The sequence below is a fragment of the Paenibacillus sp. FSL R10-2736 genome (assembly GCF_038000245.1).
Lineage (GTDB): Bacteria > Bacillota > Bacilli > Paenibacillales > Paenibacillaceae > Paenibacillus_AQ > Paenibacillus_AQ phytohabitans.
In genome coordinates, this window is record NZ_JBBOBN010000001.1 from 3,523,984 (window position 1) to 3,538,536 (window position 14,553).

A 14,553-nucleotide genomic window follows, 5' to 3' on the forward strand; every position below is an offset into this window, starting at 1 on the left:
ATCGGTTCGCCTTTTATGACTTTGTGCGCTGTTCCCATTCCTTGAGCGGGGAAGGTGGAATCATGCTTCCCCAGTCTCCGGCTTCAGAGCCAAGCTCCAGCAGAAGCGTGCCTCCTCCGGCGATTTCTTCATGGCGGACCCAGGCACGGTTCAATTCCTTGCCGTTGATGTAAGCAGACAGGATATACCGGTTGCCGGACCCGCTGCATTCACCCTGAGTCTCGATCGTCAGAGGAACAGGAGTCTCCTTCGCTCCCAGCAGCAGGGTTACCTTATTGAACAACGGTGGAACGAGGAAATAGATGTCCTGACCCATCAAAGGGTACAACCCCATAGCTGAACAGATGAAAAAGGCACTCTGACAGCCCATATCTTCGTTATCACCCAATCCGTCACGTTCAGCCCTGAAGTATGTCTCCAGACATTCCCGGACCCGGTCAGCCGCCCGGTCGGGTCTTCCCGCATAAATATATAAATAGGGAATATGCAGCATGGTTTCTTTGGAGTTATAGAATCCGCCGTCAAAAAAACGGTCTAAATGCCTGATAAAAGCTTCTGTCCCCCCATGCCGTTCGACCAGTCCATGAAAGTCATGATGCGTGCTGAACGACCATTGCAGGCTGGTTCCTTCGTAGAAGTAAGGATCATTCCAGGAATCCGGCAGGCAGGATAAGGGGTCGAAGGACTCTGCCCATTCCCCGCCCGGAAGCCGGGGCGCAAAGCATTGGAGATCCTCCCGCCATAGGTTCCATAGCTTCTCCGAGCTTGCATAGTACGTCTCAGCCGTCTCCTCTTGACCAAGAACCTCGGCCAACCGGCCGATACACCAGTCCTGATAGGTATACTCCATATGACGGGATACACAGTTCTTCTTCACATCCGTCGACAAGTACCCCAGGGAATGATAATCCTTCAGGTGACGGCCATAGAGCCAGGTGTCCGGGGACGTAACCTCATTATTCTTGCGCATTTGCTTCAGGGCTTTAACATAATCTATTCCCTCAAGCTTCTTAAGCGCCGCTTCACAGAACAGCACATCTGCGGAGCTTCCTCCTTGAATCATCGCGCTATGTCCCATAATCCAGGCGTCCGGCAGCCAGCCGGTATGATCCGCGATATCCAGCAGACAATTGAGGATATCTGCTTCAAGCTGCGGGTCGAGCAGTGTAATCAACGAGTTGGCATTTCGGACGCTATCCCACAGTGCATACAGATCAGTGAAGTGCCGGACCCCGGATTCCCAGGCGAAGTTCTCGTCGTCTACTCCCAAGTCACTCGGCATACAGAACAGCCGGGTCATCAGGGTATAGAACAGCCGCGTATGCTCCTCGCTACCCCCTTCCACCGTGACTCTGCTGAGTTTATCTTCCCAGATGCCGCCGGCCGCTTGCCGGATTTCATCGAATCCGGCAGACGCTTCCCGGTCCACACTGGCTCTGGCCTTGCCGACACTTACATAAGAAATGCCTGTCTTCGCCACCAGAACTTTGCAGTCACCGAAGCTAAGGGAAGCTTTACAATTCGGACCATCCACAGACGGGCTGCGCCGTACTCCGCCGGCGTCTGCCAGCAGGCTGCTCTTCATCGGCTGATCGAAGCGGATATAGAAGTAGACGGAATAAGGGAACTCATGCCCCCAGCCCCCGCGCAGGTCGGAACGGCCTGCAATCTCGTACTCCGATATTACTTCAAGGTAACCGCCCGTGGAGACGCCGGTAGTCTTCCCCGGCTCATCTCCGCCTACCTGAATTACTGCTCCGGCATCAATCAGCAGGTTGGCAGCATCCCCGGCCTTGAAGCTGTAACGGTGGATGCCTGTGCGCGCTGTGCTGGTCAATTCAGCCTGTATGGCAGCGGGCATTAATCGCACGCTGTAATATCCTGCTTCGGCCTGCTCATTCTCCTTAAGGTAAGGATCAATATGGAACCGCTGCATGCCGGTATAAGGGGTGAAGCCCACATTGCCGTAACGGCCTCCGCCTCCCGTTCCGCTGACATGCGTATGGCTGAATCGGATAATCGGCCTCGAACTGTCGTAGCCGTGGGATAGCTGCGGCGGCAGCGTATCCGGGCCAAGCCTTACGATGCTGCCCGGCAGATAAGGCCCGCACAGACAATTGTTTTCCCCATCCACACCTATAAACGGATCGACATAATCCACTCTTCTTCTCATCAACGTTGTACCTCCTTCATTGCCGGTAAAGCCTTCCCTCTACCAAAAGATTTCGCTCTCGCCCTTTAACTTCAGCAAGGCTTCCAGAAAGTAAAAGTCGCCGTAAATGATTGGCACCTCTACTTCGGCATTGGACGGGAAGCTGCCGGTCCCCTTGGTAATCAACGCTTCTTCCGCCGGGTCCTCCGGCGTGTAATGACGGAACAGCGATTCCGTTATTGCCGCGCCGAGCTTCCGGTAGCGCGCTGCTTCTTCACCTTCCAGCAGAAAGGCAATTTCCAGCATTCCGCTGGCTGCGCAGGCCGCAGCTGTTGAATCTTTGGCCCATAGCTGTTCTTCAGGTGCCCGGAAATCCCACGGTGGCACAAGATCCTCCGGCAATTGTGCGGCGAAATAATCTGCAGCCGCTTTGGCCGCATCCAAAAACCGGATGTCGCGCGTATAGCGGTACCCTATAGCGAATCCGTAAATCGCCCAGGCCGAACCGCGGGACCAGGCGGAATCCGGGCTATACCCTTGTCCGCCAAGCGCTTCTATCCGCTCTCCCGTTCCGGGATCGAAGCGGACGATATGGTGCACCGAGCCATCCTGACGGATGAATTCGCGGAGCGCCATCTCAGAATGTGCAGCGGCTATATGCCGGTACCGCGGGTCCTTAAGCTCTTCGCTGGCCCAGTACAGTAAGCCAAGATTCATCATGCAATCTATAATAGCCAGGCCTTCACTGCCTTCATACAGCCAGGCACGGATGAAATGCCCTTTAAGATTAAAGCGGCTGGCTAAATGGCTGGCAGCGATCAGCCCTCTTCTTCTGGACAGCATATTGCCGGTGAGCTTGTAGTCGGCCACCGCTGACAGACTCCAGAGGAATCCGTTATCATGATGGAGCTGCTCGTATTCCTGAAGAGGCGCATCCAGCTGTTCTTCACAGTTCTCGGCGATACTCCGGTATTCCTCATCGCCGGTAGCACGATAAGCCAGCCACAGGATTCCGGGCCAGAACCCGTTGGTCCAGCAATCGGGGTCACGCGCATCATATTTTCCGCCGTAAGAGGCATTAGGGAAGGTTGCTCCGATTCTGTGGCGCGTGGTGCTTAATTTGCCCAGGGAATAATCCCAGGCCTCATTGATCCAAGTCTCCATCGTGTATGGTCTCCTTTTCTCTTGTACAATTAAATGGCAGGACGCCCTGAAACAACAGACCTCCTGCCATGCTTCAATCTGTTAATTATTGAGCTGCTTTCCAGGCATCAATTTGGGTCTGCAATTCTGTTTGGACCTTCTCAATGCCGGCCTTCTTTAATTTCTCATTTCTTTCCTCAAGCATTTTGGCAGGGTCAGGAATAGCCCCCGTGCTTGCGGCCCGGTATTCGCCAATGACCGAGGTAAGCTGAGTAATCTCGTTCTTGACGGATGATTCATCGAATACGAACCCTAACAGCGGTGAACGTTTGGCCTCATTGTTGAATTCCTTCCAGCTTGAATACAAATCATCAGGCTGACCCGGCTTGAGATAATTGATGAGCTGATTACCAATCACCCAGAACAGGGCGCTGGTGCCATATCCGGAATCGGCAATCGGCTCGATGCGGTTCTCGCTAATCTTCTTATAGTGGGTGCCTTCAATTCCGTTAACGAACAGGTTCACGGCATAAGGATCAGTATGCAGCGCATTTAATACCATCATGGCCCGCTCAGGATCTTTGGAGGTGCGGGAGATGGAGAACATCGATCCGGCGGCAAGGTCCGTGGTTACAATAGGCTCTTCAATAACCTTAGAGACGAAATCATATTTATTGTCGGTGGCAATTTTCAGTTCAATATCAGCCCCCGGCTTCCAGACGGCCTGCTGCATCCAGATTTTACCCTGTTTTCTTAAATCACCGATGTCAGTCGTTGTTGTAGCTGCATCGCTATTGATGTAACCCTTCTCATAATAGCTGCGGTTCAGCTCATATTCCGCTTTAGCAATCGATGAGATTTCCGGATCAACAACCGACTTTATCTGGATGTTATCTGTATTCGTATAGTCATATAAGAACAAAGGAATCTTGTTAGGCGTCGGCCCGATAACGCGGAAGTTCGAGCGTGTCTCATACATCATGCCTTCACCCGACTCCTTAATGAAATCCAGAATCAATGCCGGCTCTTTCTCCTTCAGCAGCTTGAACCAGGGTTCAAAGTCTGACATCGTCTTAATATCCTCAATAGGGATACTATATTTGTCGACTATATCTTTCCGGTAAGTGTAGGCCTTGCCCTGGGTAATCTCTTTGTTTGTGGGAATCCCATACAGCTTCCCTTTGTAGCGCGGAGCCTCCAGGTAGATCGGGTTCAGGTTCTCCGAGATGCCCTGCCCGTATTTGGCCAGCAGATCATCCAGATCCAGGAAGGCGCCCTTAGAGACATTACCGAAGAAATTAAGCCATGAGGCTGTGAATACAAGATCCATCGGTTCACCGGCATTTAACATCAGCTCGGTCTTCTGCTTGTATTCGCTGGAGGCAATCGGCTGAAGATCAACAGTGGCATTGAATTTCTCTTTGAAATATTCACTGAGCTTGGCTTCCACCAGCGCATCATCCCGCTGCGGCGCACCGAAGTAGATAATCGACACCTCGTAAGGCTTCAGTGATTCCGGACTGTCAGCAGGTGCCGCAGTACTCGTGCTCTCCGTGCCTTTTGATGCTGCCGGTTCAGAAGTACCCCCGTTATTACCGCCAGAGCATGCCTGCAAGGATAACGCAAGAACCAGAATAATCGCTGTGAATAGCGGTTTGCGCCCTTTTAACTTTTTCATATTAACCCTCCCTAAATGATTAAGCTTATATATAGAACGGCAGACAGAATAGGCTGCTTGCCGGTTCCACCGCTGCTTTAGCCCTTAACAGCCCCTACTGTGAGGCCTTTGACAAAATATTTCTGAAAGAAAGGGTACGCGATCAGAATCGGCCCCATTCCTATGACGGCCATTGCCATCTGTAAGGATTCATTCGGCAGGTTCTTCATCATCGTTGGATTCTGGGCGGCCAGCTCTACGTTATTGCGCAGATACTGCACGTCATTGAGGACACGCATCATCAAATACTGGAGCGGATATTTGTCCTCACTGCTGATATACAGCAGCGCATTGAACCAGTCGTTCCAATAACCGATAGTGCTGAACAAAGCCATGGTCGCCAGGACAGGCAACGAGAGCGGCAGAACGATCCGCAGGAAGATTCTAAGCTCACCCGCACCGTCAATTCTTGCCGATTCAATCACTGCAGGATGAATGGTCGTCTGGAAAAAGGTCCGCATAATAATTACGTTGAATGGCACAATCAGCATGGGCAAGATCAGCGCCATATAGGAGTCCTTGATATGCAGCACCTGAGTATAGATTAAATATCTGCTGACCATCCCGCCGTTAAACAACATCGTGAAGAACAAAAAGAACGTAAATGCATTACGGAACGGATAATCCGCACGTGAAATGGGATAGGCATACAGTGCCATGAGCAGTACACTGAGCGCTGTGCCAAGAATGGTTATGGTAAAGCTCACCCGGTAGCCCGACAGAATCGTCTGAAAATCCTTAAAGATGGATTCGTAGGCAATCAACGACCATTTATCCGGAACAAAGCTGTACCCCTGAGTCAGAATGGACTGTCCGTCTGTGAAGGATACAATAATGACTAGCAGAACAGGCAAAAAGCAGATTAGTGAGAGGATTACAAAAGCAATGTTTAAAATTAAACTGGAAGCTACAGAAATTCCGCCGATGCGGCTGCCGGAGTCGTTGGCCATGATTGTTCTCCTTTATTTAGAATAATGCCTGTTCCCGGTCAATTTGTCTGACCGCGCTATTGGTTGCGATCACCATGATGAACCCAACCACCGATTGAACAAGCGCCGTGGCCGAGGACATCCCGATATCATTTAATTGCATCAAGGCCCGGTATACATACGTATCCACGGTATCCGTTACCGGATACAATGCCCCTGAGTTCATGGGAACCTGGAAGAACAGCCCGAAGTCTGAACTGAAGATACTTCCCATCGACAGAATCGTCATAATGATAATGACCGGCCGGATAAAAGGAATCGTAATGTTCGTAATCTGCTTCCACTTGGAAGCCCCGTCGATAAGTGCAGCCTCATAGTATTCGGGGTCAATTCCGGCGATCGCCGCAATGTAGATTACAGCACCGAAGCCGGCATGCTTCCAGGCGTTCACGAACACCAGGATATAAGGCCAGTATTCCTTCTCCGAATACCAGAACACCGCATCCTGCCCGAAAGCTTTGAGAACGGTGGCATTGATGAAGCCATGATCCGGCTGCAGGAAAGCGTATACGAGATAACTCACTACTACCATTGACAGGAAGTGCGGCAGGATAATGAAGCTTTGATAAGCTTTTGCCAGAAACCGCCGCCGGATCTCATTGATGGCCACCGCGATCGATACCGACAGCACTAGGTTCAGTATCATAAAGGTCAAGCTGTACAGCAGCGTGTTTCTTACAATTCTCCACATATCCCCCGAGGAGAACAGGAATTTGAAGTTATCAAATCCTACCCATGGACTCCCCCAAATTCCGTCAATGTAATTCACATTCTTGAACGCAATGAATATACCGAACATCGGCAGATAGCTGTGCGCCAGAAGGACAAGAACGGCCGGCAGCATCATTAGTGTCAGCGCCTTGTACTTCCACATGGCATGGATAAATCTTGAGAATCCAGTGGCTCTAGTCATGTCCATTACTCCTTTCATGGACTTATTATAGAACCATCTCTACACGGCTACGATGATGCATTCCCGTAAAAACGTGATCTTTTAAACGCCCATAGCCGGTAGTACCTTATTCGGGAGGCTTGCGCAAAGGCAGGGTGATGATTGCCCGTGTCCACCCCTCATCGCTTCGTTCATAGGTCAAACCATACGCCTCCCCGTAATGGAGCTGGATCCGCTGATGCACATTTCTGATGCCGTATCCCTTCGGACTATGCTCTTCCTGCATAATGGCAGAGAGTTCATCCGGATCTACAGGCAGATGCCCGTTGTCCTCTACAATGAAGCGGAGGGTATCTTCACTTTGAACGGCAGATACCCGTATCTCTCCTTCCCCATCCATTCCGCGCACGCCATGAATAATGGCATTTTCGATCAGAGGCTGAATAATGACTTTGGGAGTTTCATAGCCTCTCAATGTTTCATCAATCTGCCAGCAGACCCCGAAGGTGTCAGGGTAGCGTTTCTCTTGCAGCCGTGTATAGGCCTGGGCATGCTCCAGCTCTTCCCCGGCTGTAATCATTTTCCGGCCTTTACTGAGGCCGATACGCAGCAGCATGGACAAGTCACGGACCATTTCGCCAACCTCGGTATTTCCGCTATCCAGCGCGTACCAGTAAATCGAATCCAGGGTATTGTACAGATAATGGGGCGTGATCTGGGATTGGAGCATCAGCAGCTCATACTCCTTTTGTTTCAGCTGCATCACATAATTTTCTTCAATCGAATAATCCAGCCTTTTGGTCATTTTCACAAATGATCCATATAGAATGCCGAACTCGTCATGCCTGAGCGGCTCCTCCGTCCATGACAGCGTTTTGCCGGGTTCATAAATTTTCATAACCGAGACGAGCTTCACTACGGGCTTAACGACAAGCCGTACTAAATAGAGCACAAACGTGAGGACAAATGCTAAAAAAACGACGGAGATAATGACGAGCATATTCTGCAGCCAGATTTGTTTACCGGTAATGGACGCTAAGGGGATTTTGTACAATAATCTGGTGTGGAATTTCGGGCTGTCCGAATAGGCATAGAGCCACTCTTCCCCGCCTTCTTCCGCAAAGGTGAAGCCGTAAGGCGCCGCAGGTCCGATATTCCTGTCAATCTCGGCCAGTGAAATGCTGCCTGAACCTGCGGACATTAACAGCTCATCCTTGTCGTTGAATAAAAAGATACCGGCAGCAGACGGCACCTCAACAGATACCATATCCCGGGTTAAAAGCACCTCTACCTTGTTGACCACCAGCAGGCCGATGGCCTCATTATAATCCCGGGGATTGAGGATACTGCGCATGAACGAGATTGTTTGCTCACCGGTCTCTGCAAGCGTAATGCGCAGTGCCCCGCCGCCGCTGACATCCATGTTGCTTACCATAGCGTCAGGCAACACGCCGGAGTCATTATCCAAATACTTGAATCCCTTCGTCTTATGGGAAAGATCAAAAGGCGTATCTCTACGCTCAATATTTCTCATATAAATTGCATATTCCGTGCCCCCGGTAGACCAGCTCTCCAGAATATTATCGGCCTGCTGGATTTCATTCAACGTGTCAATTCCGGTCCAGAAGCTGTACCCCGCCGGATTACTGAAAAAGTGATTATCCAGCAGTGTGACCGTCCTGTCATTGATCGCGGATATGGTTTTGTCTATCGTCACATGATTTTGTTTAACCAGCTGGAGTGTTGTACTGCCGACTTCTTCCTTGATGGTGTCTACAGCCACATAAGCTGAAATCCAGCCTACTACTATAAAGGGCAGGACAATCAATACGAGGAATGCCAGGGTGACTTTATGCTTCAGTTTCAGTTTCAGCTTCAGTCCGGTTCCCTCCTCTGGCTTGCTTGCGGAATTCTGCCGGTGTGAGCCCCAGCATTCTCTTGAACATCCGGCTGAAGTGCTCAGGCGACTCATACCCTACTGCAAAGGCGATTTCATACCGTTTCTTGTCCGTGGTAATCATCAGCCGCCGGGCCTCTTCCATCCGCAGGGCCGTCACATAATCCCAGAGGTTGGTTTTCATATCACGTTTGAAAATATAACCCAAGTGAGCTGCGCTGAAATGAACCTCCTCGGAAATATCCTGGATTTTCAGCGCCGGATTACGGTAATTCTTCTGGATGTAGCTGGTAATCCGCGAGATGACGTTCTGATCTCTGGCCTTAGAGAGCTGCTGCAAAAAAGCAACCGAATCTTCAATGTACCGGTGCAGCCGTTCCAGCTTCTGCTGTCCGCTAAGTCCCTGGAACACCATATCCGGGTTGAAATCATAGAGGGAAACCCCGTTCCCCTGTCCGTATTCGACCAGCAGCCCGTAAATCCGGTAGATCAGCATCCCGCAATAGCTGTTCGTGACCTCCTGTGACTGTTCAGACACCGGCAGCTGGCCAAGGATGCTTTGCGGATTCACGTCCCCTGCGGATTCTACCGCTGATTTCATCTGCTCCATGAATTCACTGACCTTGCTCATCCAGACCACCATACTCAGATTGTCCTGCACGGCTATATCGTGATAATAGAAGACCCTTTGTCCGGGATGGACTTTGGTCCACTCCGCCGCAGTGTCTGCTTCTTCCATCAGCCTGGGGAGCATTAATACATCTCCGCCTAAAGTGCTGAGGCCGATCGTTGCCTCCACATTCAGATACTGCTTCATATTCATGGCGATCATCTGCCCGATCATATGGATCTGCGAGTGTACTCTAACCCGGGGATCGCCCATTTCTTCGGCAGATAACTGGATAATGCTGATGATCGAATGGCCGAAGCCGTTGAAGGTCAAACCATTCCACTCCATTAAGGTTTCATTCATAATATTAATCGCCGCATATTTCAATAATTTGCGGTCATGCAGAGTGACCTTCTGTTGGCTGAAGCCGGCCTGGCTATAATCAATGCGGCTGGAGATCACGCCGAAGAATTGTCCTTGTAATAGCTCTCCCAGTTCACTGGTCACATCTTCAATATCCTTCCGGGTCAGATTCCGCTCTGTAACCAGCTCCATCAGCCACTCATTGCGCCTGGACTGGTCCTGTACCGGCCTGCTGTCCGCCTCAAGGCTTTTTCCCGGAAGCTCTTTCTGGGTTAACGCTTTGCGGACTACCCGCAGCAGCTCTGTTCGCTCTACCGGCTTGACCAGATAATCCTTTGCCCCCAGCCGGAGCGATTTTTTGGCGAAATCAAACTTCTCATGGGCGGAAATGACAATCACCGGGACATTCCACTGCTCCATATAGATATTCTCCATTAATTCAATTCCGCTCATCCGGCCCATCTGTATATCGGTCAGCACCAGATCAAAGCGGTCCATCCGCAAATAATCAATCGCTTCGAACCCATTGATTGCCGTTTCAACATAAGTGATGTTCATATCCGAAGCGAGCAGGAAGTTCTTGATTCCCGCACTCACTCTCGGCTCATCGTCTACCACGAGAATTTTATACATGATGCTCCCCCCTTTTGTATCACAGTACACTCGCTGCAAATTCCGGTAGATGATCTATTTCATCTTTTGTGTGATCTATATCAGGATTGTTGACCGCCAGGCTTAGAAAGATCTCTGTTTCATAGGTTTGAAGCCGTTACAGCCCTAGTATAGATCACATATTTCCCGTAATTCATCATCGATTAGTGATAGTAACTCTTTTATGCTCTTTTTGCAAGCGTTTACATAAAAGAGGAAAGGAGATTAGGGTTCACACTATCCGACTATGAGGAGGTTAAACAGATGTTCAGATCAAGCCTATTCCCCGGGAGACTCAAAAAGTTATTACCGGTATGCCTCAGTCTGTTGTTGATCATAAGTACTGTCGCTCTGTCTCCCCGGCCTGCCGCAGCAGCGGTTAACCCCTTGCCGGGACCCGGCCACCCTCTTCTGTATGATGATTTTGCCGGCGGCGGGCTGTTCAAACAAAATTGGACGAACTGGTACAATCAGAACGGGGGCAGCGGTACTTTCACCAAGACGGTCCAAGGCACCCGCACGATTGGAAAGTTCACACAAACCCCAGGCTCCTCCACCTCCTGGGCCAAGTTTCAGCCGATGAACGAGACCTTTGACCTCTCGGGCTACCGTTATATGAATCTGTCTTTGCAAAATGCAGGTTATGCCCAGTCACTCATTCGTGTTGTCATAAGCGATGGCATCACCAATTACAATCTTACCGGCGGTTATGTATCTGCAACGGATACCTGGACCAGCCTGCAGTTTGATCTGGATGCCCTGTCGCCCAAGATTCAGAAGGAGAAAGTCAAACTGGAGGTGTGGCTTAGACAAGCCGGCGGGACTTACGGGGAAATGCTGATCGATGATATCGTGTTTACCACGGCCTCCGGCGGTACCGCGCCTCAGTTAAGCCCGGCTGTGATGAGTGCGGATACAGATGGCAGCTATAACCAGAACACTAATTTTACCTTCGATGCCACTTATACCGACCCGGATAACGAGGCGCCTTATGCCGTCCAGGTGATCATTGATGACACGGCCTATACTATGCGCGAAACCGATCAAGCTGATGTAACCTACACGGATGGAAAAGATTACAGGTTCATGACCAAGCTTCCGGCGGGAGCCCATTCCTACTATTTCCGCACCACAGATACGACTTCGAATGAAGTCAAGACCGGAATTCACAATATGAGCGTAACCAATTCCTCTTCTGTGGTTGATATTGTAGTGAGCCAAGCCGGCTACAGTGCAGACGATATCAAGAACGCCAAATTCATCTCAACTACAACCGTCACAGATGCCACTTATGAAATATTAGATGGAGCTAATGTCGTGTCTTCAGGTACCATGACTTACGAGGGCTTCTATTGGAATAAGCATGTCTATTCTATCGGTTTCTCCTCCGTCACGGATGCCGGGAACAACTACAGGGTGCGAAGTAATCAGCAATATTCATATCCTTTTGAAATCAGACCTAACCTGTGGGATCAATACAAGGATGAAATGACTGCCTTCTACCGTCTTCTGCGTGCCTCAGTAGCCACCAGTGATGCCTATCCTGAGGGTTACAGCAGTGTAGCTCCTTCCGCCAAGCTCTACCATGTCGCGGGACACCTGGATGATGCCCAGTCTGCGGACGGCCTGAACCATTATGATCTGACAGGCAGCTGGTACGATGCCGGTGATTACGGCAAATATGGCGGTAACCAATGGGTCGGCGCGGAGATTGCACTTGCTTATACGCGTTATGCGGACAAAGACAGCGTGAAGTACGATAACGACAGCAATGGCATCCCGGACCTGGTAGATGAAGCTGTCTTCGGCAGCGAATATCTCATCAAGTTCGCGGATCAGCTTGGCGGGGAAATGTATAATCTCAGGAACAATGCTTCTTTTGTACACCCGGAGAAATCTACCGACAACATCTCCGGCACAGCGGATGACCGGAAGCTGACCGATTTAAGCGTCGGCGGCTCAGCCAAGTCAGCGGGTACACTGGCAGCCACAGCGCGCGCGATCCGCACAGCGGTTAACGAAGGCGACATCTCGTCAGCCCGGATTGCAGAACTCACGGATTTTGCCGACCAATGCGAGAGCGCAGCTGTAATCTTTTATGATTATGTGGTTGCCCATCCTGACGGTCCAATAGGCTCCTACTCCACCAGAGGAGGCATCCCCAATTCCAAGCTGCTCGCTGATGTGGAGCTGTACTTGCTGACCGGCGATAACCAGTATAGGAATGCAGCTTCAACTACAATCAACGCCTTAACGCTGGGTGACATTTCATCCACGAACTATTGGGATATGAGTCCAATGTCCATGGCCGAGTTCTACCCGGTGGCCGATGCCTCAACACAGTCTCATATTCACAGTTTGTTAAAAGGGCAAGCGGATTTCTTCCTCTCCACTTCAGATGATACCCCGTATGGTGTACTGAACCAGTTCAAAAACTTCGGCGTAAACGAACCTCATGCTTCTTATTTGGGGGACCTGCTGCGGTACTATGAATTATTCGGTGACCCGGCAGCACTGGAGGCGGTGGTAAAAGGTATGTATTGGCTGTTCGGAGAAAATCCGTGGAATATCAGCTGGGTCTCCGGCATTGGCACCCATCATGTAATGTTCCCGCATACCCGCTACAATGAGGATTCCAATACTGCGGGTGATACCGGGATTATCTTCCCCGGCGCCATGGTCAGCGGACCGAATATGAAAGATCCTAAGAATCGAACCAGTATAAGCCCCTGGTACGAGGACCGTTCCCTCTATCTGGATGATACGAATCAGTGGCGGTATAACGAGTTCAGTATCAGTATTCAGGCAGGACTCCTATATACAGTTATGGGACTTAGTGCAACTCCGGGAACAGGTGCAGACAACACAGCGAAGCCGCCCGCCTTGCCGCTACTCTCTCCGGTGATTGGAGAATGGGTCCGCGGAGATGTAACTGTTTTTGCTGAGGCCGGGGATGGTCTGAGCCAGGTAGAGTATGCGGCAGCCGGATTGCCTTATCAGCCGATGACGGTTTCCGGTAATGTATATTCAACTGTAAGCGGTGCGGTGTACGCTGCGGTTATCGATGAGAGCCAATCCTTGCCCTATACCAACCGGAGAGTAGATGTTCGAGCGAAGGACTCTTCCGGCGGATACACCTACAGCTCGACTCATTACACCGTTGCTCCCGCGTTGCCGGACCCCTCCACTCCGCTGTTATATGATGATTTTGGAGGAGGCGGATTCTGGGGTGGTTCTGCGGCCAACACGACCTGGGTCAACTGGTATAATCAGAATGGCGGCACAGGAACGTTCACCAAGCTTACAGTAGACGGACGTTCAGCCGGCAAATTCGCCCAGACTCCGGCAAGTGTGACTTCAGCGGCTAAATTCCAGCCGTGGAACGATGTGGTCGATCTGAGCGGCTACCGGTATTTGAATCTTACGCTTAAGAATCCGGCCTCGCCTGACCTCAGAACCCGGATTGAAATTAATGACGGCAAAAGAACGTACAATCTGACCGGAGGCTGGGTAGAGGTTCCAGCGGACTGGAGCGATCTGCAATTTGATCTGAATGCACTTAGTCCGGCCATTGATAAAAAGGCGCTGAAGATGTCCATTTGGCTGAAACAAAATAGTGTCACTGCCGGTGAAATGCTGATTGATGAAATTAAGGCGACCAATCAGGTCAGCGGAAGTGCGCCAACGTTAACTTCAGGAGGCGTAAATCATACAGAAGGCACGCCACAGACCGAGTATACTTTCACAGTCACTTATACCGATGCGGACAATCAGGACCCATTTGCCATGGAGCTGGTCTTGGACGGCGTTGTCCGGATCATGCAGCCTGCTAATCCAGGTGACACTAACTATGTTGACGGCAGAGTCTATCAATACACGACCAAGCTTCCTCCCGGCCAGCATTCCTACTACTTCCACACCACCGATACGTTTACGGATGCCATAAGTACAGAGATTCTGAGCGGCCCTATAGTTGGTTGGGGTAGCTAATAAGCCCCTTTTTTGGAGTAGGATCATCGTGTGTGTATCAACAATCTTAAAAAAACAAATTAAGAAACCTCTCTTTTAGTCAAATGGAGTTTCCACACAACCATTTCAAAGGAGAGGTTTATTTTTACATTCAATAGTGCCTGGAGCCA

At 50.5% G+C, this 14,553-nt stretch carries 8 protein-coding genes; 1 reads left to right on the forward strand and 7 read right to left on the reverse strand.

Annotated features, from left to right (window positions below; translation table 11 throughout):
• Positions 1–13: 13 nt before the first annotated feature.
• The 7 genes from NSQ73_RS15180 to NSQ73_RS15210 all read right to left on the reverse strand — a co-directional run bounded on the left by NSQ73_RS15180 (position 14) and on the right by NSQ73_RS15210 (position 10,396).
• The gene (locus NSQ73_RS15180; protein ID WP_340989282.1) at positions 14–2,173 is read right to left on the reverse strand and encodes a GH92 family glycosyl hydrolase; all 2,160 of its coding nucleotides are present in this window, start codon (positions 2,171–2,173) and stop codon (positions 14–16) included.
• A gap of 39 nt (positions 2,174–2,212) precedes the next feature.
• Positions 2,213–3,316 (reverse strand): glycoside hydrolase family 88 protein, encoded by a 1,104-nt coding sequence (locus NSQ73_RS15185; protein ID WP_340987099.1) that lies wholly within the window; start codon positions 3,314–3,316, stop codon positions 2,213–2,215.
• 85 nt (positions 3,317–3,401) lie between these two features.
• Positions 3,402–4,973: an ABC transporter substrate-binding protein gene (locus NSQ73_RS15190; RefSeq protein WP_340987100.1), complete on the reverse strand. Its 1,572-nt coding sequence runs from the start codon at positions 4,971–4,973 to the stop codon at positions 3,402–3,404.
• A 77-nt stretch (positions 4,974–5,050) separates the two neighbouring features.
• The gene (locus NSQ73_RS15195; protein WP_042137408.1) at positions 5,051–5,962 is read right to left on the reverse strand and encodes a carbohydrate ABC transporter permease; all 912 of its coding nucleotides are present in this window, start codon (positions 5,960–5,962) and stop codon (positions 5,051–5,053) included.
• 16 nt (positions 5,963–5,978) lie between these two features.
• Entirely contained in the window at positions 5,979–6,914 is a 936-nt protein-coding gene (locus NSQ73_RS15200; protein ID WP_216626735.1) for an ABC transporter permease, read from the reverse strand.
• A 106-nt stretch (positions 6,915–7,020) separates the two neighbouring features.
• On the reverse strand, positions 7,021–8,856 hold the full coding sequence (locus NSQ73_RS15205; protein ID WP_340989283.1) for a sensor histidine kinase: 1,836 nt from the start codon (positions 8,854–8,856) through the stop codon (positions 7,021–7,023).
• Positions 8,744–10,396, reverse strand: a complete 1,653-nt coding sequence (locus NSQ73_RS15210) for a response regulator transcription factor (RefSeq protein WP_340987101.1) — start codon at positions 10,394–10,396, stop codon at positions 8,744–8,746. The genes NSQ73_RS15205 and NSQ73_RS15210 overlap by 113 nt, the downstream gene beginning before the upstream one ends.
• 282 nt (positions 10,397–10,678) lie before the next feature.
• On the opposite strand from NSQ73_RS15210, the gene NSQ73_RS15215 reads away from it, so the two are divergent.
• On the forward strand, positions 10,679–14,404 hold the full coding sequence (locus NSQ73_RS15215; protein ID WP_340987102.1) for a glycoside hydrolase family 9 protein: 3,726 nt from the start codon (positions 10,679–10,681) through the stop codon (positions 14,402–14,404).
• Positions 14,405–14,553: the final 149 nt, after the last annotated feature.